Below are 20458 nucleotides of genomic sequence, written 5' to 3' on the forward strand. Positions count from 1 at the left end.
ACGGTCGTCGGTTAGCGTGGTGTTGCCCCCAACGATTTGGGGTTTCATCCAACCGAGGGACCGATCATGCTTCGACCCAACTTTCGTTTTCATCGCACCTTTGTCTGGCTGCTGCTGTGTTTCGCACTCAGCGCCTGTGTTCCCAACCCGTTTGAATTCACCGAACCCGGCACGGCCAGGTTGGTGACCGAGGAACGCTTCAATAACCCCGTGCTCTCGCAAGCCGGAATCATCGAATACAGCAGCAGTAACACCGACGTCGCGACTGTAGACGCCAACGGCCTGGTGGTTGCCCTGGCCCCCGGCCAAAGCCAAATCACCGCCACCCAAACGCTGGGCGAGCGCATTCAGAGCATCGACTACAGCGTGGAAGTGATTACCCGCCAGGCCAGTCTCACGGCCTGGGTGGGGCCGTTGGGCAGTGAGCTGCAACTCTCTGACGGCACTGAAGGGGTGAATTTGTTCACCACCAGCGATGCCAACTGCAACCCCATTCAATTCGCCCACTGCGCCAACAGCCAAAGCTTGCGTCTGCGATCCACCTCCAGCGCGGCCGTAACGCTGAGCCAGCCGGGCTATGTTCGCTTGCAGCATGGCGAACATGAGTGGTCGGGGATGTTGAGTGCGGATTGGTTTGAGGGGCGGCGGTCCCACTCGGTAGTCGCTTTTCGCGGGCGGCTTTGGGTGATTGGTGGGCTGGGTGACCGGCTGGGTATCCCCCAATACCTAACCGACATCTGGTCGTCCACCGACGGCACCACCTGGGTGCCCGAACAGTGGGACAACCAGTCGGAGCTGTTGCCCAGTGGCAACACCAGCCAGGTGGTGCTGTTCAATAACGCCCTCTGGCTGATCAACACCAACACCGGGGCGCTCTGGTCGACGCTCGATAGCCCCGAGCACGACAGCGGTTTTGTCTGGCAGGCGCGGGGGTCGATCGGTGCCGGGTTTGAGGGCCGCAGCGCTAGCTCGGTGGTTGTCTCGCACGACGGCGACGGCACCGAGCGGCTGTGGCTGGTCGGCGGGGATTCCGGGAGCGGCTACCGGAACGACGTCTGGACCTCAACCAACGGCACCGAATGGGCGCGCCGGGAACCCAGCGCCAACGGCAAAGTCTTTTCGGGTCGTGCTGATCACCAGGCGGTGTTTTTCAACAACCGGCTTTGGGTGATTGGCGGCAATATTGGAGACCTATACATCAACGACATCTGGTCGTCCGCCGATGGTAAAGACTGGCGAGAGGAAACCCGCCAGGCTGAATTTTCGGGCCGATACGGGCACCGCGTTGTGGTGTACAACGATGGCCGTGGCGAGCGGTTGTGGTTGGTGGGTGGGACAAGGCGGGTTTGGGTCGACAACACTGCGGAAGGTTTTAATGAGCAACTTCTAAACGACGTCTGGTCTTCCGCTGATGGCACGCACTGGCGCCAGGAGACCGTGGATGCCGCGTTCTCGAGTCGCAGAAACCACGCCCTGGTCGTCTTCAACCAGCAGCTTTGGGTGGTGGGCGGGCATGGCGGGTCTTTCCTGAACGATGTCTGGTCCAGCCGCAACGGCCAGGACTGGCAACCCCACACCGCCGAAGCCGCCTTCAGCGGGCGCTATAGCCACCAGGCGGTGGCCTTCGCCGACCGGCTTTGGGTGATCGGCGGTTACGGCGGCAGTTATAACAACGACGTCTGGTCCTCCGCCGATGGCCTGCACTGGCAGCAACACCGCGTCCACGCCGATTTCTCGCCACGCTCAGACCATCGGGTGGTCGTGTTCAACCAGCGGCTGTGGCTGGTGGGTGGGCTATTGAACGTCAATCGCACCCCGGACGACTACAGTAACGAGGTCTGGTCCAGTGCCGATGGCGTGCAGTGGCAACGCGTGCTGGCCGAGGCACCGTTCAGCCCACGCGCAGCGCACGCGTTAGTGGTGTTCGATAATCGCCTCTGGGTCATCGGCGGCACAGCGTGGAAAGACGGAGACAGTGTACAGCGACGGACAAACGACGTCTGGTCGTCCAGCAACGGCCGCGACTGGATCGAAGAAACCGCCCAAGCCGGCTTCTCCGCCCGCGCCAGTCACCAGGCGGTGGTCTTCAACGGCCAGCTTTGGGTGATCGGTGGCCTTGGCGCTGGTAACGGCGTGGTGTGGTCCTCCCAGGATGGCCGCCACTGGCAGTCGCGCCCCGACGCCAACCTGACGACCCGTTTTGGGCACCAGGCCCTGGTCACCCAGGATGCCCAAGGCGAGCGGCTTTGGGTGATCGGTGGCAATATTTTGGGTGAAGGACCAACCAACCAACTCTGGACCACCCGCAACGGCACCCACTGGACCGCCGTTGACGACCCCCACAGCGAGCTGAACCGCTTCTCGGCTCGCACCGGCCTTCAGGCTCTGAGCTTCGATAACCGGCTTTGGGTGATCGGTGGGACTGATAACAACGGCTCTGTGTTGCACGATGTCTGGCGCTCGGCCGAGGGTGTGAACTGGCAGAAGGGGTTGCAGGTGGACGTTGAGTTTGAGGAGCGCTAAGGCGCGGGTTCCGGTAGTCAAAAAGAAGGCGCCATAAGGCGCCTTTTTTTGTGGCGGTTGGCTGGCTTCAGCCTGCCAGCCGTTGTTGCAAAAAGGCCAGGGCGTTCGCCAGCGGTATGGCTTCTTTGTCGTCGCTGCGGCGCGCTTTGTATTCCAGCTCGCCCTCGGCCAGGCCACGGTCGCTGACCACCAGACGATGCGGGATGCCGATCAATTCCATGTCGGCGAATTTCACGCCGGGGCTGGTTTTTTTGTCGCGATCGTCCAGCAATACGTCGATGCCGGCGTCGCTTAATTCACGGTACAGACGCTCGGCCACTTCCATCACTTCCGGCGATTTATGGGCGTTCAGCGGCACAATGCCAACCTGGAACGGGGCCAGCGCATCGGGCCAGATGATGCCGTTGTCGTCGTGGTTCTGTTCAATGGCGGCGGCCACGATGCGGCTGACGCCAATGCCGTAGCAGCCCATCAGCATGGTTTGGGCTTTGCCGTTTTCATCCAGCACGGTGGCGTTCAGGGCTTTGGCGTATTTGTCGCCCAACTGGAAGATGTGGCCGACTTCGATGCCTTTGGCGATTTTCAGTGTGCCAACGCCGTCCGGGCTGGGGTCGCCTTCGACGATGCTGCGCAGGTCGGCGATGTCCGGCAACGGCAGGTCGCGTTCCCAGTTGATGCCGAACCAGTGCTGGTCGTCGATGTTGGCACCGGCGCCGAAGTCGCTCATCAGGCTGACGGCGCGGTCGATGACAATCGGCATCGGCAGGTTGATGGGGCCAAGCGAGCCGGGGCCGGCACCGACGACGGCCCGAATCTGTTCTTCGGTTGCCATGGTCAGCGGTGCTTTTACCTGTGGCAGTTTTTCGGCTTTGATTTCGTTCAGTTCGTGGTCGCCGCGCACCAGCAGGGCAACCAGGCCGCCTTCGATGCCGTCTTCGGCGGCTACAATCAGCGTTTTGATGGTTTTTTCGATCGGCAAACCAAAACCTTCGACCAGGGCGGCGATGGTTTTGGTGTTGGGGGTATCGACTTTGCGCAATGCTTCGGTGGGTGCGGCGCGTTCGCCGGCGGGCATCACGGCTTCGGCGCGTTCGATGTTGGCGGCGTAGGTGCCGGTGTCGGAATAGGCGATGTAGTCTTCGCCGGAGTCGGCCAATACCTGGAATTCGTGCGAGCTGTCGCCGCCAATGGCGCCGCTGTCGGCCAGTACCGGGCGGTAGGTGAGGCCCAGGCGATCAAAGATGCGGCAGTAGGCGCGGTGCATGTTTTCGTATTCGGCTTGCAGCGATTCGAGTGAGACGTGGAAGGAGTAGGCGTCTTTCATGATGAATTCGCGGGCGCGCATGACGCCGAAACGCGGCCGGAATTCGTCGCGGAATTTGGTTTGAATCTGGTAGAAGTTGGCCGGCAGTTGTTTGTAGCTGGTCAGTTCGTTGCGGGCGATGTCGGTGATCACTTCTTCGTGCGTGGGGCCGAAAACGAAGTCGCGCTCGTTGCGGTCTTTCATGTGCATCATCAGCGGGCCCATGGCGTCCCAGCGGCCGCTTTCCTGCCACAGTTCGGCCGGTTGTACGCAGGGCATTAATACTTCCTGGGCGCCGGCGCGGTCCATTTCTTCGCGCACGATGCGTTCAATTTTGCGCAGCACTTTCAGGCCGGTGGGCATCCAGGTGTACAGGCCGGAGGCGAGTTTGCGCACCATGCCGGCGCGCAGCATCAGTTTGTGGCTGGCGATAACGGCGTCGGCCGGGGTTTCCTTGACGGTGGCGATCAGATACTGGCTTGCGCGCATGAACGTTCTCGTGGTTGGCGGTGGGTCAATTGGATTAAAGGGCCGCCATTGTAGTGGCAATGGCGGCGCAGGTGTAGTTGATGGGTAATCGTTGGTGGTTGGCTTGACGGGTGATTACCAGGTGCCCTGGTTGGGCATCGATTGCCACGGCTCGGCCGGGGGTAGCGAGTCGCCGGCTTGCAGCAGTTCGATGGAAATATTGTCGGGGCTGCGCACGAAGGCCATGTGGCCGTCGCGCGGTGGCCGCAGGATGTCGATGCCCATGGCCATCAGGTGTTGGCAGGTGGCGTAGATGTCGTCAACGCGATAGGCCAGGTGCCCGAAGTTGCGGCCGCCGGTGTATTCCTCTGGGTCCCAGTTGTAGGTGAGTTCGACCATCGGTGCCTTGTCGGCCAGGGCGCGGTCGCGGTCTTCCGGGGCGGCGAGGAAAACCAGGGTGAAGCGGCCTTTGTCGTTGTCGGTACGGCTGATTTCGGTAAGGCCGAGGCCGTCGCAGAAAAAGCGCAGTGAGGCGTCGATGTCGCTGACGCGGACCATGGTGTGCAGGTAACGCATAAAAAAACCTCTGTCGTTTTGGTCGGTCGGTGTTATTCGTCGGTGTGTTTGAACGGCAGCGCTTGCGTCATTTGTTCGCGGTAGCGTTCGACCATCTCGGCTTCTTCTTCGCAGAAGCGTTCGACGGCTTCGCGGAAATCCGGTCGCGCCAGCCAATGGAACGAACGGGTGATGCGCGGTTCAAACCCGCGGGCAACTTTGTGTTCGCCCTGGGTGCCGGGGTCGAAACGTTGCAGGCCGTGGCGGATGCAGTAGTCGATGCCCTGGTAATAGCAGCATTCAAAATGCAGGTTGTTGTATTCATCGAGGCAACCCCAGTAGCGGCCGTACAGGGTGGTTGAATCGCGAAAGCACAGTGCGGCGGCGACGCCTTCTTCGCCACGAAACGCCATGAACAGCACCAGGCTGTCGGCTTGGGTTGCCAGCAGTTGCTCGAAGAATTCCAGGTTCAAATAGCCTTGGCGGCCGCGCTTTAAATAAGTCGCGTGGTAGAAGATGTAGAACTGGCGCAGCGCGGCGGTGTCGATTTGCGCGCCTTCGAAGCAGCGCAGTTCCAGGCCCTGTTCTTCGATGGAGCGGCGTTCTTTGCGCAGGTTTTTGCGTTTGCGCGAGGCGAAGCGGTCGAGGAAGTCGTCGAAGTCGCGGTAGTTTTGGTTGCGCCAGTGGAACTGTACGTCCCGTCGTTCTGCCCAGTCGGTGTGTTCGGCCCAGAGGTCGGCGGTGGCGTCGTCCGGGAACAGCAGGTGGCAGCCGCTGTAATCCTGTTCGAGTGCTTCGGTTTGCAGTGCCTGGGCAAGGCGGGTGACCAATGGCGCATTCAGCGGCGCGCTGGCTCGTGGTCCCATAGAGGGTGTATAGGGCAGGGCGCAGACCAGTTTCGGGTAGTACGGCAAGCCGTGTTGTTCGTAGGCGTGGGCCCAGGCCCAGTCGAAAACGTATTCGCCCCACGAATGGGTTTTGCGGTAGGTGGGCAGGGCGATGTCATGATCGTCATCGCGCAACACCAGGTGGTGCGGTGCCCAGCCGCCGTCGGCCTGGCAGACGCCGCTGTCTTCCAGGGCGCGCAGGAAGCTGTTTCGGCAGAAAGGGTTGTCGCTGTTCCGGCCTAGGTGTTCAGGCCAGTGGGTGTGCCATTGTACGTCTGGCATGGGGCCTTTCCTGGGTAAATGCCGGTGCATTATACGGGCTGAGTTCGGTCTGACACAGGGCCGCCGGTTAACGGTCGAAGTCTTTGAGGTACAATGCCGGCCATTAGGAGGGCTCGATGTTCGAACTGGATTATCGCTTACAAAACGATTGCGTCGAAGTCGGCGAACTGATGTTGAACCGCATTCTGTTGATGAAAGACGCCAATTACCCCTGGTTGATTCTGGTGCCGCAACGCGATGGCATCAGCGAGGTTTTTCAACTGGATGAAGATGATCAGGAACAGCTGATCTGGGAAAGCAGCTTCGTGGCCGAACGGCTGATGGACACCTTTAACGGCGACAAGATGAACATTGCTGCTTTGGGCAATGTGGTCCCGCAGTTGCATATTCATCACGTGGTCCGCAAGCAAACGGACGCGGCCTGGCCAAACCCGGTTTGGGGGGCGGTGCCGGCCAAGGCGTACCCGCGTGGCGCGTTGCGGCAACGGGTGCTGGCTTTGCAACTGGCGTTTGAGACGTCGGTCTTTAAACCGGCTGAGCCGCCGGCGGCCTGAACGGCGGTCGGTGCCAGTCGGGCTCTGGGTTGTCATGAAAACTTCATCGAACAGTCAGAAAGGTGACACGGGCGAATGAATAATAGGCGCCATGACGATGGAGGTTTCTTCATGAAATGGCTGCAGCGCATCCAACATCTGGACACCCTGACTTTTAACTGGTGCATGGCGCGTCGTCGTCGCGAGCGCATCACCGCTTTGAGTCGCGCAGTGTCTCGCACGGCCGATGGCTGGCTCTATCTGGTCTTCTTCGGCATTTACGCTCTGGCGCAACCGGAATCTGGCATTGCGCTCGCTAAGATCGCTGTGATGGCGTTCGCGGTGGAACGCGGCATTTATTGGGTGTTGAAAAACACCTGCCGGCGTAACCGCCCGCAAGAGGCCATCGACGATTTCACCAGCTTTATTATCCCGTCTGACAAATTCAGTTTCCCGTCGGGCCACACCTCGGCCGCTTTCCTGTTTACGGTTCTGGTGGCCAGCCAACTGCCGGTATTGATGCTGGCGTTGCTGTTGTGGTCTTGCTGTGTGGCGATGTCACGCATCTTCCTGGGTGTGCATTTCCCGACCGATACCCTGGTGGGCGCTGCCCTGGGTTCGCTGGTCGGTTACTGGGCGTTGGGAGGATTCGTACTGTGAAATTGCTGTACGGCGTTCAAGGCACCGGTAATGGACACATCACTCGCGCTCGGGTAATGGCCGTGGCGCTGGCTGAGGCTGGCGTTGAGGTGGACTGGGTGTTTTCCGGTCGTGAGCGTGAGCGCTTTTTTGATATGCAGGCGTTCGGTGATTTCCAGGTCTTCAAAGGCCTGACGTTTGCCACCCGCGATGGCCGCATCGATTTGCGCCGCACCATGAACGACACCTCCATGCGCGAACTGTGGCGCGACATCCGCTCGCTCGATTTGAGCCAGTACGATCTGGTGGTGACCGATTTTGAGCCGGTGGTGGCCTGGGCTGCGCGCAGTCAGGGCATGCCGTGTGTCGGTGTGGGTCATCAATACGCTTTTGGTTACGACATTCCCAAGGCCGGCCATTCGGTGGTTTCTGAGGCGATCATGCGCTGGTTTGCGCCGGTTACCGTTGGTCTGGGTGTGCACTGGCATCATTTCGGCGCGCCGATTCTGCCGCCGATCATCGAAACGGTGGATGCGCCGGTGCCGGGCGATCTGGACAAGGCGTTGGTGTATTTGCCGTTCGAGAACAGCGAAGCCACCCTGGCGCTGCTGAACGAGGTCGATACCAAGGCCACTTTTGTGATGCATTGCGCCGATGTCGAGCCGGGTCAGTATGGCCGGGTGACGGTGCGCGGTTTCAGCCGCGACGGTTTCCAGGCATCGCTGGCTGAATGCGGCAGTGTGATTTGCAACGCCGGCTTTGAGTTGGCGAGCGAAGCGCTGTCGATGGGCAAACGCATTCTGGTTAAACCGCTGCGCGGCCAGATGGAACAACAATCCAACGCGGCTGCGTTGAGTGAGTTGGGCTTAGGTCTGGTGATGCCTAAGGTGACGACCAGCGCTATTGAGTCGTTCCTGCGTCACGGCGAGCCGCGCTGGGTGAATTACCCGGACGTTGCGTCGGCCATTGTCGGCTGGTTGCAGCGTTACCCGCATGCGTCGATTGACGAGTTGGTCAACACGCTGTGGGCGGGTGTTCACTTCCCCTCCGAGCAGGAACAGCAAGTCGCTTAATGCGTTTGTTGCTGCGCTGAAAACGATGAAAAAACGGTCCGCTGGTCGGGCCGTTTTTCGTTTTCGGGCCTGTAAACCTCAGTTGACAAAACACAGACCCTGCGGCAATTTAGCGCGCTGGAAACCAGGGCGTACAGTGCAGCGGGGAGTGTGAATGCGGCTGAAGATCGAATGTGAAGAGCGCTTGGGCATCTGTGCCGAGGTGCTGGATATTCTGGTGCAACACCAGATCGATCTGAGGGGCATTGAGATCGACCCCAGCGGCGAAATCTATCTGAATTTTCCCACCGTTCTGTTCGACGAATTCCAACATCTGATGCCGGAAATTCGTCTGATTCCCGGCATCCACGATGTCTCGCTCATTCCTTATTTGCCCGGCGAACGCGAACAGCAGGAAATGCAAACGCTGCTGAAAACCTTGCCCGAACCGGTGGTGTCGATCGACAGCCAGGGTTACGTCGTTATCGCCAACGAAGCTGCGCTCGACATCCTGCAATTGCCCGAGGCGGAAGTGAAAGGCAAGTTGCTGAAAAACTGGGTGAAGGGTTTTAACTTCAGCCATTGGTTGAATGGCGACCGGCCGAACACCACGGCGTCGAATCTGCAATTGCGCGGCCGGACTTTCCTCGCCGACATCTACCCGATCCGCGTGCCGGATGAAACCGACACCGACCAGGACGATTACTTCGCCGGCGCCGTTATTACGTTCAAATCGCCCGAACGCCTGGGCCGCCAGATGACGGCTTACCAACAGCAGGCCGGTGAATTTGAATTGCTGATCGCCGAAAGCCAGCCGATGAAAAAAGTCATCCGCCAGGCCAAGCGCATGTCCGGTCTGGATGCGCCGTTGCTGATTACCGGCGAGACCGGCACCGGCAAAGAATTACTGGCGAAATCCTGCCACCAACACAGCTTGCGCAAAGACAAACCCTTTTTGGTGTTGAACTGCGCTGCCATGCCCGACAGCGTGGCTGAAAGCGAATTATTCGGTTACGCCGCTGGCGCGTTTGAAGGCGCAACTCAGGCCAAAAAAGGCATTGTCGAACTGGCCGAAGGCGGCACGGTGTTCCTCGATGAAATTGGCGATATGTCGAAGGTGCTGCAATCGAAATTCCTGCGCCTGATGCAGGATGGCACCTACCGACGCGTCGGCGACGAGCAGGAATACACCGCCGATGTGCGCATTATCTGTTCAACACAAAAAGATTTGCTGGCGCTGTGCCGCGACGGCATTTTCCGCGAAGATTTGTATTACCGCCTGAACGTTCTGGCGCTGCACATTCCGGCGTTGCGTGATCGCAAAAGCGATATTCTGCCGATGGCCGAACGCTTTATTGCCCGCTTCGCTGAACCGCAACGCCGCCGCATTCGTATTTCCCGCGCCTGCCAGAATGCGTTGCAGCAATACCCCTGGCCGGGCAACGTCCGGCAGATGGAAAACGCACTGCTGCGTGCGGTGTCGCTGGCGGAGGAAGATTTGCTCGAACCCGAGCATCTGCAATTGCCCAGTTTCTCCAGCGGCTGGGGTTATGTGGACGAGCATTTCGAAGGCACGCTCGACGACGCCATGAAACGCTTCGAGGCTGAACTGCTGCGCCGTTTGTACCCGGCGTACCCGAGCAGCCGTCAGTTGGGCAAAAAACTCGGCGTGTCGCACACGGCCATCGCCAATAAACTGCGTGAATACGGCATCGGCAAACACAGCCGCGCCAGTTGAACGGAGGACCGACCATGAAGTTCTACCACTATTGGCGTTCGTCAGCGGCGTACCGGGTGCGCATTGGTTTGTCGCTGAAAGACGTGACGGTTGAGCAAATTCCCATCGAGTTGCGCGAAGGTAAGCAGCACGAGTCGTCTTATCGCACGGTGAATCCGGCCGGTCTGGTGCCGTCGCTGGAAACCGACGAAGGCCTGTTGCGCCAGTCGATGGCGATTCTGGAATATCTGGACGAGCGTTTTCCGACGCCGGCGTTTTTACCCAAAACACCGCTGGCCCGGGCCGAAGTTCGGGCGCTGTGTCAGGACATCGGTTGCGACATTCATCCGCTGAACAATCTGCGGGTGTTGAAGCGATTGCGTTCGCAGTTCGATGCCAGCGAAGCGGCGGTGAACGATTGGTATCGGCATTGGATCAAAACCGGCCTGGACGCACTGGAAACGTTGTCCGAGCGGCACGGCAGCGGCCAATGGTTTTATCACGATCAATTGTCGATGGTGGATGTGCTGCTGGTTCCGCAGATGTACAACGCAGTGCGCTATGACATTCCGATTGATGCCTGGCCCCGGTTGCAGCGCATCTATCAACACGCCACGGCCCAGCCAGCGTTTGCCCGGGCCGCACCGGAACGGAATCAACCGGCTGACTGATCCTTACCGGCCGCTTGCTGCGCAGCACTGAGTACACCGCGCAGCAAGCGCAGTTCTTTGGCCGTCGGCCGGGCGCGACGAAACAGGGCGCGCAGATGTTCCAATGCCTGGCCGGGATGCGCCGGGTTCAGAAAACCGATGTCATCCAATGCCTGGCCGAGATGGTCGTAAAACCGTTCCAGATCAGCATGCAGCGGGTAGGCTTCTTCCACTGGCGTTGGCCGTTCGGCCCGCGCCGCCTTGAACACCTCGTAACACAACAATTGCACCGCCTGACTGAGGTTCAGCACCGGGTATTCTGGGTTGGCGTCGATGTTCACCTGGGCGTGGCAGCGTTGAATGTCGTCGTTGTGCAGGCCCATGCGTTCGCGACCGAATACCAATGCCACCGGTGCCTGCGCCTGCCGGGCAACGGCTTCGCGGCCACAGGCTTCGGCCGAAAAGGCAGGCAGGCGAATGCTGCGTTCGCGCGCGCTGGTGGCAACCACTAAGCCGCAGTCGGCAATGGCTTCGTCGAGCGTGGCGACGACGCGGGCGTTGTCGAGCAGGTCGGTCGCCTGGCCGGCGCGGCTGTAGGCTTCATCGGATGGAAAATCGACCGGATCGACCAACACCAGTTGGTCCAGTCCCATGTTTTTCATGGCGCGGGCGGCGGCGCCAATGTTGCCGGGGTGCCAGGTTTGAACCAGGACGATGCGAATGTTCAATGGCTTGGAGTTCAGAGGCAATGAGTTCAGAGACATGGAAAAGCCTTGCGGTGTGATCAGTGGCGGGCGGGTCTGGGCATCGAAGCGGTGAATGGTTCGCCGCTTCGATGCCAGAGCAATGCCGGAGTTAACGCGGTCGGGACAGCGGCATTTCGCGGACCCGGGCGGCGATGACGGCGTTGTCTTTGATTTGCAGAATTTCGATCAGGTAACGGTCGATCTTGATCGATAAGTTGGCATCGGGAATGTCTTCGACGTGTTCCAGCACCAGGCCGTTCAGCGTTTTCGGGCCGTCGGTCGGCAGTTCCCAAGCCAGGGCGCGGTTGATTTCGCGAATGTTGGCGGTGCCGTCAATCACGTAAGAGCCGTCGCGCTGGGCATGAATTTCCTTGCTGGAATTGGCGATGTCGGTGGTGAATTCGCCGACGATTTCTTCCAGCAAATCTTCCAGCGTGACCAGGCCCTGAATGTCGCCGTATTCATCGACCACCAGGCCCATGCGCAATTGTTGCGTCTGGAAGTTGATCAACTGGGTGTGCAGCGGGGTGTTTTCCGGCACGAAGTACGGGTCTTTGGCGGCTTTGGTCAGCATCACCTTGGACGGCTCGTCGGCGTACAGAAACTCGGCCGCATCGCGAATGTGCAGAATGCCGATCACCTTATCCAGATCGCCTTTGTAGAGCGGGAAGCGGGTGTAGTCGGTGCGACGAATCTGGTCGGCAATGGTGTCGACATCGGCTTCCATATCGACGCCGCTGACTTCGTTGCGCGGCACCATGATGTCGTCCACGGTGACGTTTTCCAGCTCCAGAATGCCGAGCAGCATGTTCTGACGCTGTGGTGGCAGCATCTCACCGGATTCATTCACCAGCGTTTTCAATTCTTCGGCGGAAAGGGCATCGCTGGAGTTCGCTTTGCGGCCGACGCGGAAGATCCAGAACAGGCCGTTAACGAACAGGTTCACCAGCCAGATGGCCGGCGCCAGCACGAACATCAGGATGCGCAGCAGCCGGGAAGCCTGAAAAGCGATGACTTCCGGATGACGTTGCGCCAGCGTCTTGGGCGTGACCTCGGCGAAAATCAGCACCACCAGTGTCAGCAGAATCGTGGATAGGGCGAGTGCCAGATCCTGCTGGGTGGGCAATAAACGAATGGCGATGATGGTGGACAGTGATGCAGCGGCGATATTAACCAGGTTATTGCCAATCAGGATGGTGCTGATCAGCCGATCCGGCTTCTCCAGCAGGCGCTGGGCCAGCGTGGCAGAGCGGTGGCCTTCATTGGCCAGGTGGCGGAGGCGGTAGCGGTTGAGAGACAACATGCCGGTTTCCGAGCTCGAGAAGAAAGCGGAACAAAGCAGCAGCAGGCCCAGCAAGACAAACAGCAGGCCTAGGGGAAGCTCGTTCAAGGGGTAAAAACCTCAGTCACCAATAGAGTGTGCTTTTTAGCGGCGCGATCGCCTCTCTGTCAAGCAAAGTCGCGGCTTGTTGATGCCTTTAGCCGTACTGATGCAGCAGGTATTCGAGTACGAATTTGGAGCCGAAAAAGGCCAGCATCAGAAACACGAAACCGAAGATCGTCAGCCGGCTGGCTAAAGCACCGCGCCAGCCCAGGTAGAAGTGGCCGAACAGCAGGGTGGCGAAAAAGCCCCAGGCAACGATGGTCAGCACGGTTTTATGCACCAGATGCTGAGCGAAGATGTTTTCGATAAACAGGCTGCCGGAAATCATCGCGGCGGTGAGCAGTACAAAGCCGATCATCAGCCATTCGAACAACAGCCGTTCCATGGTTTGCAACGGCGGCAGGAAACGGTTCAGGCGGCTGTCCAGTGCGTGGTTGTGCAATTGACGATTCTGCGCGCCGAGCAAGACCGCCAGCAGCGTGGCGATGGTGATAACGGAATAAGCCAGCATCGACAAAAACACATGCAGCACCACACCGGAACGATGCAGCCGTGGCGACGAAGCATCGGGTGCCAGTACCGCGACAATCATGATCAACGCCGCCAGCGGTAAGGCGAAGGCAAACAGGCTGTGCAGCGGTTTCGACCAGCCGCTGATCAGCAGCGCAGAAATCACAAAAAAGGTGATAACAGAGGCGGCGTTCAGAAAGCTGATTTGCAACGCACCGGAGACCAGAATTTCCGATGCCAGTGTCGATAAATGCGCCAGCGCGCCAAGTACCGCAGGCCAGAACAGCAGACGACGATCAGGCAGTTGTACGCGATACAAGCCGTTCAGGGCGACCAGGCCACTGACGAGATAGCCCAGGATGGCGAGCCAGATCAGCATTCAGAAAGGTCCTCTCAGTTCGGCGCTGGCCGAAAGGGATATGAAGGATGAAGCAGGGCGCTAGTCTCGCACAAATGATAGCGGTTCCCAAACTGCTGTTGAGCGCTGTTAGCCGCGTCTCAACCTTGAGACAAAACGGCGCCGTCACCATCATAGAGGCCGGGCTGGTGCCCTGTTATACTCCCCGCCGTTTAACTCTACGGAAAGCGAGATGTTCAAGAGCCTCACCGACCGTCTTTCCCAGACGCTGAAGCAGATTTCCGGTCAGTCCAAGCTGTCCGAAGACAACATCAAAGCCACGTTGCGCGAAGTGCGCATGGCGTTGTTGGAAGCCGACGTGGCGTTGCCCGTCGTCAAAGATTTTATCGATGGCGTGCGCGAACGCGCTGTTGGTCAGGAAGTGGTCTCGGCGCTGAATCCGGGCCAGCAATTCCTCAAGGTGGTGCAGTCCGAACTCGAACGCGTTATGGGCGCGGCGGGCGAGCCACTGGCACTGAATACCCAGCCGCCGGCCGTGATTCTGATGGCCGGTCTGCAAGGTGCGGGTAAAACCACGACCGTTGCCAAGCTGGCGCGCTTCTTAAAAGAGCGTGAGAAAAAGAAAGTCATGGTGGTGTCGGCCGATGTGTATCGTCCGGCGGCCATCCGTCAGTTGGAAACGCTGGCTGGTGAAGTCGGTGCGCTGTTCCATCCCAGTGACGAAAAACAGAAGCCGGTTGCCATCGCCAAAGGCGCCATCGATGCCGCGCGCAAACAGGCGGTGGACGTACTGCTGGTCGATACCGCCGGTCGCTTAGCCATCGACGCTGAGATGATGGACGAGATCCAGGCGTTGCATAAGGCGATTAAGCCGATCGAGACGCTGTTCGTCGTCGATGCCATGACCGGCCAGGATGCCGCCAACACCGCCAAGGCGTTCAGCGATGCACTGCCGTTGACCGGCGTGGTGCTGTCGAAAACCGATGGCGATGCGCGTGGCGGTGCGGCGCTGTCGGTGCGCCATATCACCGGCAAGCCGATCAAATTTATGGGCATCGGTGAAAAAACCGATGCGCTGGAACCCTTCCACCCTGATCGTGTTGCCTCGCGCATTCTCGGTATGGGCGACGTGCTGTCGCTGATCGAGGAAGTCGAACGCAAGGTCGATAAAGACAAAGCCGAGCAGCTCGCCAAAAAGCTGCAAAAAGGCAAAGGCTTCGATCTGGAAGATTTCCGCGAACAGCTGCGCCAGATGGACAACATGGGCGGCATGATGGGCATGATCGACAAGCTGCCGGGCATGGGCCAGATGGGCGCGGCGGTCAACCAGATGCAGAGCGCAGAAAAGCAGTTCAAGCAGATGGGTGTGATCATCGATTCGATGACGCCGCTGGAGCGCCGCTTCCCGGACAACATCAACGGTTCACGCAAACGCCGCATCGCCGCCGGTTCCGGCACCCAGATTCAGGACGTCAACCGCCTGCTCAAGCAACACAAGAACATGGCCAAGATGATGAAAAAAGCCGGCAAGAAGGGCGGCATGGCGAAGATGATGCGTGCCATGGGCGGCGGACTGCCAGGCGGTGGCATGCCCGGTGGCGGCTTACCGCCGGGTGGTTTTCCCGGTGGCCGAGGCCCGTTCGGCTGATCCTCGACGTTTCTCCTCGCTTTTGGGGCCGTTCGGCCCCGTCTGTCTTGCTTTTTAAGCGCTCAACCGTATACTTTCGCGGCCTTGAAAACCGGGGTGGGCCTGGTTTTCGTTTCACTTTGGGTTAGGACGTCTGTTGTAAACAGTACTTCCGCATTCAGAGCTAACCCCTCTGAAAATCCAAAACGGCAGGTGATTTCAAAGCTTGCCCGCAACAGGAGGACGCGAATGGTCGTCATTCGACTCTCACGGGGTGGTTCCAAGAAGCGCCCGTTTTACCACATTACCGTAGCCGACAGCCGCAACGCCCGCGATAGCCGTTTCATCGAGCGCGTTGGCTTTTTCAACCCCATTGCTCGTGGTCAGGAAGAACGCCTGCGCGTCGCTCTTGAGCGGGTCGAGTACTGGCAGAGCAAGGGTGCACAAGCGTCTGATCGTGTCGCCCAGCTGTTGAAAGAGTATCGCAAGGCCCAGGCCTGATCCGTACGGCAGGGCCTGAATGATGACACCGGATACACCGGAAAAAATGGTTGTTCTCGGCAAGGTGTCCTCGGTTTACGGCGTTAAGGGATGGCTGAAAATCTATTCCTACACCGAACCGATGGATCGCATCCTCGAATACACCGAATGGATGCTTAACCTGAACGGCCGTTGGACCCCCGTCGAAATCGACAAGGGGCGCAGCCACGGCAAGGGCATGGTTGCCCATATCGCCGGCTGCGATGACCGCGATCAAGCCCGCCAATACTGCGGTGCTGAAATCGGGGTTCCGGAGGAAGAATTGCCGGAGTTACCGGACGGTGAGTACTACTGGTACGAACTGGAAGGTCTGGCGGTGGAAACAACCGCTGGCATCAAGTTAGGTAAGGTGGACCATTTAATGAGTGCGGGCGCCAGCAACGATGTGCTGGTGGTCAAGGGCGACGCCGACAGCTTTGATCGTCAGCAACGCTTGATCCCGTACGTTCCGGACGTCTACGTCCAGGACATCGACCTCGAAGCGGGTCGCATCCTGGTCGAATGGGACCCGGAATTTTGACAACGGAAACGTCTCGAGCAGCCGAACCGCAAGCCTGGTTCGGACTGGTCAGCCTCTTTCCGGAGATGTTCGAACCGTTTTTACGGCAAGGCGTCATCGGAAGGGCGGTGCAAAGTGGCTTGATCGATGTTGGTTTATGGAACCCGCGCGATTACACCCACGACAAACACCGCACCGTGGACGACCGACCTTTTGGCGGTGGCCCCGGTATGCTGATGAAGGTGCAGCCTTTGCGCGACGCCATCCAGGCGGCGAAAGCCGCCAGCGGTAACCGGGCAACAGTGATTTATCTGTCGCCGCAGGGCCGCCGGCTCGATCAGGCCGGGGTGAGCGAACTGCGCCAGCGCAGTCACCTGATTTTCGTCTGTGGCCGCTATGAGGGCATCGACGAAAGAGTCATCGAGACGGAAGTGGATGAAGAGTGGTCGCTGGGTGATTTTGTACTCAGCGGCGGCGAACTGGCCGCCCAGGCGTTTATCGACGCCATCGGACGCCAGCTTCCCGGTGTACTGGGGCACGAAGCCTCCGCCGAGGAAGACTCCTTCACCGCGGGTCTGTTGGATTGTCCGCACTACACCAGGCCTGAAGTATTGGATGGCCGGGCGGTGCCGCCGGTATTGCTGAGCGGCCACCACGACGAGATTCGTCGCTGGCGGTTGAAGCAAGCACTGGGGCGCACCTGGCAAAGAAGACCGGACCTGTTGGCTGAGAAGGTACTCACCGCAGAACAGCAGGCGCTTTTGGATGAGTTTTTGACTGAGCAAGACTCGCGCGATAGATCAGGAGCGGAGTGATGAGCAATAGCAATTTGATTATTCAGCAACTTGAAGCTGAACAGATGAACAAAGAAATCCCGGCCTTCGGCCCGGGTGACACTGTCGTTGTACAGGTCAAGGTAAAAGAAGGTGACCGTGAGCGTCTGCAGGCGTTCGAAGGTGTGGTCATCGGTAAGCGTAACCGGGGTTTGAACTCGGCTTTCACCGTGCGCAAGATTTCCAGCGGTGTTGGCGTAGAGCGGACCTTCCAGACTTACTCACCGCTCGTTGACAGCATTGAAGTCAAACGTCGTGGTGCGGTTCGTCAGGCCAAGCTGTACTACCTGCGTGAGCGTTCTGGTAAGTCCGCTCGCATCAAAGAGCGCATCGACCGTAAAGGCTAAGGCCGGGTTGAGTGTTCTGAAAAAGGCAGCTTCGGCTGCCTTTTTTGTTGGTGCTGCGAGCAAGACGGATGAAACAGCTTCTTGCAAAAAAATCACAGCGGCTTATTGCCCGCAAAGCCCATAACGACGGGGCTTCGCGTTGACAGCAGCCACCCCCCTCAGTATGTTTCGCTCAGCATTCCTGCGGCCATTCTTCCTTCCTCTGAATCGGCCGTAACACCATCCAACGAAGTGAGGCAGGTTTTGAAATCAGTCAATGTGGGACTCTGTGGTCTGGGCACCGTCGGCAGCGGCACGTTCAACGTCATGCGCCGGAACCTGGAAGACATTGCGCGTCGGGCCGGTAAGCCGGTGCGAATTACCCACGTTGGCGCACGTCGCGATCATCCTGAGTGCGACCTCAGCGACGTGCGCGTCTCACGCGATATTTTTGATGTCGCACGCGACCCGGACGTGCACATCCTGGTCGAATTGATCGGCGGTGAAGAAACCGCCAAAGCCCTGGTGCTGGAAGCCATTGCGCATGGCAAACACGTGGTCACCGCCAACAAGGCGATGATCGCCAAGCACGGCAACGAAATTTTTAAAGCCGCCGAAGACAAAGGCGTGGTCGTCACTTATGAAGCCGCCGTCGCCGGTGGTATTCCGATCATCAAAGGCATTCGCGAAGGCCTGGTTGCCAACGACATCAAATGGCTCGCAGGCATCATCAATGGCACCGGCAATTTCATCCTGACCGAGATGCGCGACAAAGGCCGGATGTTTGAAGACGTATTGAAAGAAGCTCAGGCGCTGGGTTACGCCGAAGCCGACCCGACTTTCGATGTTGAAGGCATCGACGCCGCGCACAAGCTGACCATTCTGGCGTCCATTGCGTTCGGCATTCCGCTGCAATTCGACAAGGTCTACACCGAAGGCATCACCCGCATTACCCGCGAAGATGTGCAATACGCCGAAGAACTCGGTTACCGCATCAAGCATCTGGGTTTCAGTCGCAAGACCCCGGAAGGTGTTGAGCTGCGGGTGCACCCGACGTTGGTGCCGGAAAAACGTTTGCTGGCGAACGTGAACGGCGTGATGAATGCGGTGCTGGTCGAAGGCGATGCCGTCGGCCCGACCATGTACACCGGCCCGGGCGCAGGTTCCGAACAAACGGCGTCATCGGTGATTGCCGACATCGTCGACATTGCCCGTGAAATCGACAACGCCGGCAACGTGCCGCACCTGGGTTACAGCGTCGAAACCGAAAACTTGCCGGTGCTGCCGGTCAGCGAAATCGAAACCTCCTATTACCTGCGCATCACCGTGCGCGATGAAGTAGGGCAGATGGCGAAAATCGCTCAGGTGTTGAGTGACAACGGCATCAACATCGAAGCCATTATCCAGAAAGAGCCGGAAGACGACGCCGACGTGGTGCCATTGATTCTGCTGACGCACAACGTGCGTGAAAAACGCATGGATAACGCCATTGCGCAGTTGGAAGCCCTGGATTCCGTACCGCGTCCGGTGGTGCGTATTCGCGTCGAACATCTGGACGACTGAACCGCATCGACCGTTCGGCCCGGCAGCCGTAAGCGCCGGGCCTGAAACCTGAGAGAGATCACAGCGTGAAATACATCAGCACCCGGGGCCAGGCTCCGACTCTGTCGTTTGAAGACGTTCTGCTTACTGGCCTGGCGAGCGACGGCGGCCTTTATGTACCGGAAAGCCTGCCGCAATACAGCCTCGATGAAATCCGTTCCTGGCGCGGTTTGCCGTATCACGAGCTGGCGTTTCGCATCATCCAGCCGTTCGTCGCTGGTGCCATCAACGACGCTGAACTGGCGCAAATGCTGAAAGACACCTACGGCGTTTTCGGCCATAAGGCCGTGGCACCGCTGGCGCAGATTGATCACAACGAATACGTGCTGGAGTTGTTCCAGGGCCCGACGCTGGCGTTTAAGGATTTCGCACTGCAACTGCTCGGTCGTTTGTTGGATGTCACCCTTGCCAAGCGTGGCGAGCGCGCGGTCATTGTTGGTGCGACTTCCGGCGATACCGGCTCGGCCGCCATTGAAGGCTGCAAACGCTGCGACAACATCGACATCTTTATCCTGCACCCGCATCAGCGAGTGTCGGAAGTGCAGCGCCGTCAGATGACGACGGTGTTGGGCGACAACATTCATAACATCGCCATTGAAGGCAATTTCGACGATTGCCAGTCGATGGTGAAAGCCAGCTTTGGCGACCAGTCGTTCCTGCGCGGCGAGCGTCGTCTGGTGGCGGTCAACTCGATCAACTGGGCGCGCATCATGGCGCAGATCGTTTACTACTTTTATGCCGCGCTTAATCTGGGCGGGCCGGATCGTCAGGTCGCTTTCTCGGTGCCGACTGGAAACTTCGGTGACATCTTTGCCGGTTATCTGGCGAAAAAGATGGGCCTGCCCATCGGTCAGTTGGTGATTGCCACCAACCAGAACGACATCCTGCACCGGGTGATGAGCCAGAATCTGTACGAGAAACAGCCGCTGGCGCACACCCTGTCGCCGTCGATGGACATCGTCGTGTCGTCCAATTTCGAGCGTTTGCTGTTCGATCTGTACGACCGTGACGGCGCCAGCCTGAGCACCTTGATGGCAAAACTGAACAACGAAACCGTGAGCCTGGACGAAGCCCGCCTGGCGCGCGCGCGCGAGTTGTTCGACAGCTTCGCGCTGGACGACGCCGGCACCGTCGACACCATTCGCACCGTTCACGACCAGACCGGCTATCTGCTCGATCCGCACACCGCCATCGGCGTGGCTGCGGCGCGTGCGACCCGGCGCAGTGCGGTCGATCCGATGGTGACCTTGGGCACGGCGCATCCGGTGAAATTCACCGACGCCATCGAACGCGCCGGCCTGACTGCGCCGGCGCTGCCGCACCACTTAACCGATCTGATGCAACGCCCGGAACGCTACACCGTGCTGCCGGCTGACCTGGCACAGGTGCAGGCGCACATCGCTAACGCCGTCTTCGGTTAATTG

General features: G+C 59.2%; 19 protein-coding genes. 13 read left to right on the forward strand and 6 right to left on the reverse strand.

Translation table 11 applies throughout. The features are described 5' to 3' along the window. Positions 1-66 precede the first annotated feature (66 nt). Positions 67-2523, forward strand: a complete 2457-nt coding sequence (locus DW349_RS07215) for a Kelch repeat-containing protein (RefSeq protein ID WP_115667137.1) — start codon at positions 67-69, stop codon at positions 2521-2523. 67 nt (positions 2524-2590) lie between these two features. Here DW349_RS07215 and DW349_RS07220 read toward each other — a convergent pair whose 3' ends face one another. The 3 genes from DW349_RS07220 to DW349_RS07230 all read right to left on the reverse strand — a co-directional run bounded on the left by DW349_RS07220 (position 2591) and on the right by DW349_RS07230 (position 6018). Then, on the reverse strand, positions 2591-4315 hold the full coding sequence (locus DW349_RS07220; protein WP_108124606.1) for a proline--tRNA ligase: 1725 nt from the start codon (positions 4313-4315) through the stop codon (positions 2591-2593). 114 nt (positions 4316-4429) lie between these two features. Next, the gene (locus tag DW349_RS07225; protein ID WP_108124605.1) at positions 4430-4870 is read right to left on the reverse strand and encodes a VOC family protein; all 441 of its coding nucleotides are present in this window, start codon (positions 4868-4870) and stop codon (positions 4430-4432) included. Positions 4871-4902: 32 nt separating this feature from the next. Next, the gene (locus DW349_RS07230) at positions 4903-6018 is read right to left on the reverse strand and encodes a GNAT family N-acetyltransferase (RefSeq protein ID WP_157954260.1); all 1116 of its coding nucleotides are present in this window, start codon (positions 6016-6018) and stop codon (positions 4903-4905) included. A 116-nt stretch (positions 6019-6134) separates the two neighbouring features. Here DW349_RS07230 and DW349_RS07235 point away from each other — a divergent pair, with 116 nt between their 5' ends. The 5 genes from DW349_RS07235 (at position 6135) to maiA (ending at position 10630) form a co-directional block, all read left to right on the forward strand. Further along, on the forward strand, positions 6135-6572 hold the full coding sequence (locus DW349_RS07235) for an HIT domain-containing protein (protein ID WP_108124603.1): 438 nt from the start codon (positions 6135-6137) through the stop codon (positions 6570-6572). 111 nt (positions 6573-6683) lie between these two features. Further along, the gene (locus DW349_RS07240; protein WP_108124602.1) at positions 6684-7211 is read left to right on the forward strand and encodes a phosphatase PAP2 family protein; all 528 of its coding nucleotides are present in this window, start codon (positions 6684-6686) and stop codon (positions 7209-7211) included. Next, positions 7208-8263 carry an MJ1255/VC2487 family glycosyltransferase gene (locus DW349_RS07245; protein WP_108124601.1) on the forward strand — a complete coding sequence of 352 codons (1056 nt, stop codon included), beginning with the start codon at positions 7208-7210 and terminating at the stop codon, positions 8261-8263. The genes DW349_RS07240 and DW349_RS07245 overlap by 4 nt, the downstream gene beginning before the upstream one ends. A 154-nt stretch (positions 8264-8417) precedes the next feature. Then, complete coding sequence (gene tyrR / locus DW349_RS07250) at positions 8418-9980, forward strand: transcriptional regulator TyrR (protein WP_108124600.1); 1563 nt, start codon at positions 8418-8420, stop codon at positions 9978-9980. A 14-nt stretch (positions 9981-9994) separates the two neighbouring features. Further along, positions 9995-10630, forward strand: coding sequence for a maleylacetoacetate isomerase (maiA, locus tag DW349_RS07255; RefSeq protein WP_108124599.1), 636 nt, complete (start codon positions 9995-9997; stop codon positions 10628-10630). On the opposite strand, the gene DW349_RS07260 is transcribed toward maiA, so the two are convergent. The 3 genes from DW349_RS07260 to DW349_RS07270 all read right to left on the reverse strand — a co-directional run bounded on the left by DW349_RS07260 (position 10615) and on the right by DW349_RS07270 (position 13628). After that, positions 10615-11373 (reverse strand): RNA methyltransferase, encoded by a 759-nt coding sequence (locus tag DW349_RS07260; protein ID WP_108124598.1) that lies wholly within the window; start codon positions 11371-11373, stop codon positions 10615-10617. The genes maiA and DW349_RS07260 overlap by 16 nt on opposite strands. Before the next feature lie 91 nt (positions 11374-11464). Further along, entirely contained in the window at positions 11465-12658 is a 1194-nt protein-coding gene (locus DW349_RS07265; RefSeq protein WP_420820701.1) for an HlyC/CorC family transporter, read from the reverse strand. A 175-nt stretch (positions 12659-12833) separates the two neighbouring features. Continuing rightward, a complete protein-coding gene (locus DW349_RS07270; RefSeq protein WP_108124596.1) occupies positions 12834-13628 on the reverse strand; it encodes a cytochrome C assembly family protein in 795 nt (264 codons plus the stop codon). Between the two features lie 211 nt (positions 13629-13839). Between DW349_RS07270 and ffh the strand changes: the two genes are divergently transcribed. From ffh to thrC, 7 genes are all read left to right on the forward strand, one after another. Beyond that, positions 13840-15255, forward strand: coding sequence for a signal recognition particle protein (gene ffh, locus DW349_RS07275; RefSeq protein WP_108124595.1), 1416 nt, complete (start codon positions 13840-13842; stop codon positions 15253-15255). Between the two features lie 228 nt (positions 15256-15483). Continuing rightward, positions 15484-15735: a 30S ribosomal protein S16 gene (gene rpsP / locus DW349_RS07280; protein ID WP_108124594.1), complete on the forward strand. Its 252-nt coding sequence runs from the start codon at positions 15484-15486 to the stop codon at positions 15733-15735. 19 nt (positions 15736-15754) lie between these two features. Further along, a complete protein-coding gene (gene rimM, locus DW349_RS07285; RefSeq protein WP_108124593.1) occupies positions 15755-16294 on the forward strand; it encodes a ribosome maturation factor RimM in 540 nt (179 codons plus the stop codon). A 65-nt stretch (positions 16295-16359) separates the two neighbouring features. Then, positions 16360-17088, forward strand: coding sequence for a tRNA (guanosine(37)-N1)-methyltransferase TrmD (trmD, locus tag DW349_RS07290; protein ID WP_232819286.1), 729 nt, complete (start codon positions 16360-16362; stop codon positions 17086-17088). Continuing rightward, positions 17088-17453: a 50S ribosomal protein L19 gene (gene rplS / locus DW349_RS07295; protein ID WP_108124591.1), complete on the forward strand. Its 366-nt coding sequence runs from the start codon at positions 17088-17090 to the stop codon at positions 17451-17453. Before trmD ends, rplS begins: the two co-directional genes overlap by 1 nt. 243 nt (positions 17454-17696) lie before the next feature. Then, positions 17697-18995, forward strand: a complete 1299-nt coding sequence (locus DW349_RS07300) for a homoserine dehydrogenase (protein ID WP_108124590.1) — start codon at positions 17697-17699, stop codon at positions 18993-18995. A gap of 65 nt (positions 18996-19060) precedes the next feature. Beyond that, a complete protein-coding gene (gene thrC, locus DW349_RS07305; protein ID WP_108124589.1) occupies positions 19061-20455 on the forward strand; it encodes a threonine synthase in 1395 nt (464 codons plus the stop codon). The last annotated feature ends 3 nt before the right edge of the window (positions 20456-20458 follow it).

The sequence above is a fragment of the Saccharospirillum mangrovi genome, assembly GCF_003367315.1.
Lineage (GTDB): Bacteria > Pseudomonadota > Gammaproteobacteria > Pseudomonadales > Natronospirillaceae > Saccharospirillum > Saccharospirillum mangrovi.

Excerpts from the sequence above, each read along its gene's own strand:
- DW349_RS07230 (WP_157954260.1), bottom strand. The coding sequence starts at position 6,018 with ATGCCAGACGTACAATGGCACACCCACTGGCCTGAACACCTAGGCCGG.
- DW349_RS07215 (WP_115667137.1), top strand. The coding sequence starts at position 67 with ATGCTTCGACCCAACTTTCGTTTTCATCGCACCTTTGTCTGGCTGCTG.
- maiA (WP_108124599.1), top strand. The coding sequence starts at position 9,995 with ATGAAGTTCTACCACTATTGGCGTTCGTCAGCGGCGTACCGGGTGCGC.
- DW349_RS07270 (WP_108124596.1), bottom strand. The coding sequence starts at position 13,628 with ATGCTGATCTGGCTCGCCATCCTGGGCTATCTCGTCAGTGGCCTGGTC.
- rimM (WP_108124593.1), top strand. The coding sequence starts at position 15,755 with ATGATGACACCGGATACACCGGAAAAAATGGTTGTTCTCGGCAAGGTG.
- DW349_RS07235 (WP_108124603.1), top strand. The coding sequence starts at position 6,135 with ATGTTCGAACTGGATTATCGCTTACAAAACGATTGCGTCGAAGTCGGC.
- DW349_RS07260 (WP_108124598.1), bottom strand. The coding sequence starts at position 11,373 with ATGTCTCTGAACTCATTGCCTCTGAACTCCAAGCCATTGAACATTCGC.
- DW349_RS07225 (WP_108124605.1), bottom strand. The coding sequence starts at position 4,870 with ATGCGTTACCTGCACACCATGGTCCGCGTCAGCGACATCGACGCCTCA.
- trmD (WP_232819286.1), top strand. The coding sequence starts at position 16,360 with ATGTTCGAACCGTTTTTACGGCAAGGCGTCATCGGAAGGGCGGTGCAA.
- rplS (WP_108124591.1), top strand. The coding sequence starts at position 17,088 with ATGAGCAATAGCAATTTGATTATTCAGCAACTTGAAGCTGAACAGATG.
- rpsP (WP_108124594.1), top strand. The coding sequence starts at position 15,484 with ATGGTCGTCATTCGACTCTCACGGGGTGGTTCCAAGAAGCGCCCGTTT.
- DW349_RS07220 (WP_108124606.1), bottom strand. The coding sequence starts at position 4,315 with ATGCGCGCAAGCCAGTATCTGATCGCCACCGTCAAGGAAACCCCGGCC.
- DW349_RS07265 (WP_420820701.1), bottom strand. The coding sequence starts at position 12,658 with ATGTTGTCTCTCAACCGCTACCGCCTCCGCCACCTGGCCAATGAAGGC.
- ffh (WP_108124595.1), top strand. The coding sequence starts at position 13,840 with ATGTTCAAGAGCCTCACCGACCGTCTTTCCCAGACGCTGAAGCAGATT.
- tyrR (WP_108124600.1), top strand. The coding sequence starts at position 8,418 with ATGCGGCTGAAGATCGAATGTGAAGAGCGCTTGGGCATCTGTGCCGAG.
- DW349_RS07240 (WP_108124602.1), top strand. The coding sequence starts at position 6,684 with ATGAAATGGCTGCAGCGCATCCAACATCTGGACACCCTGACTTTTAAC.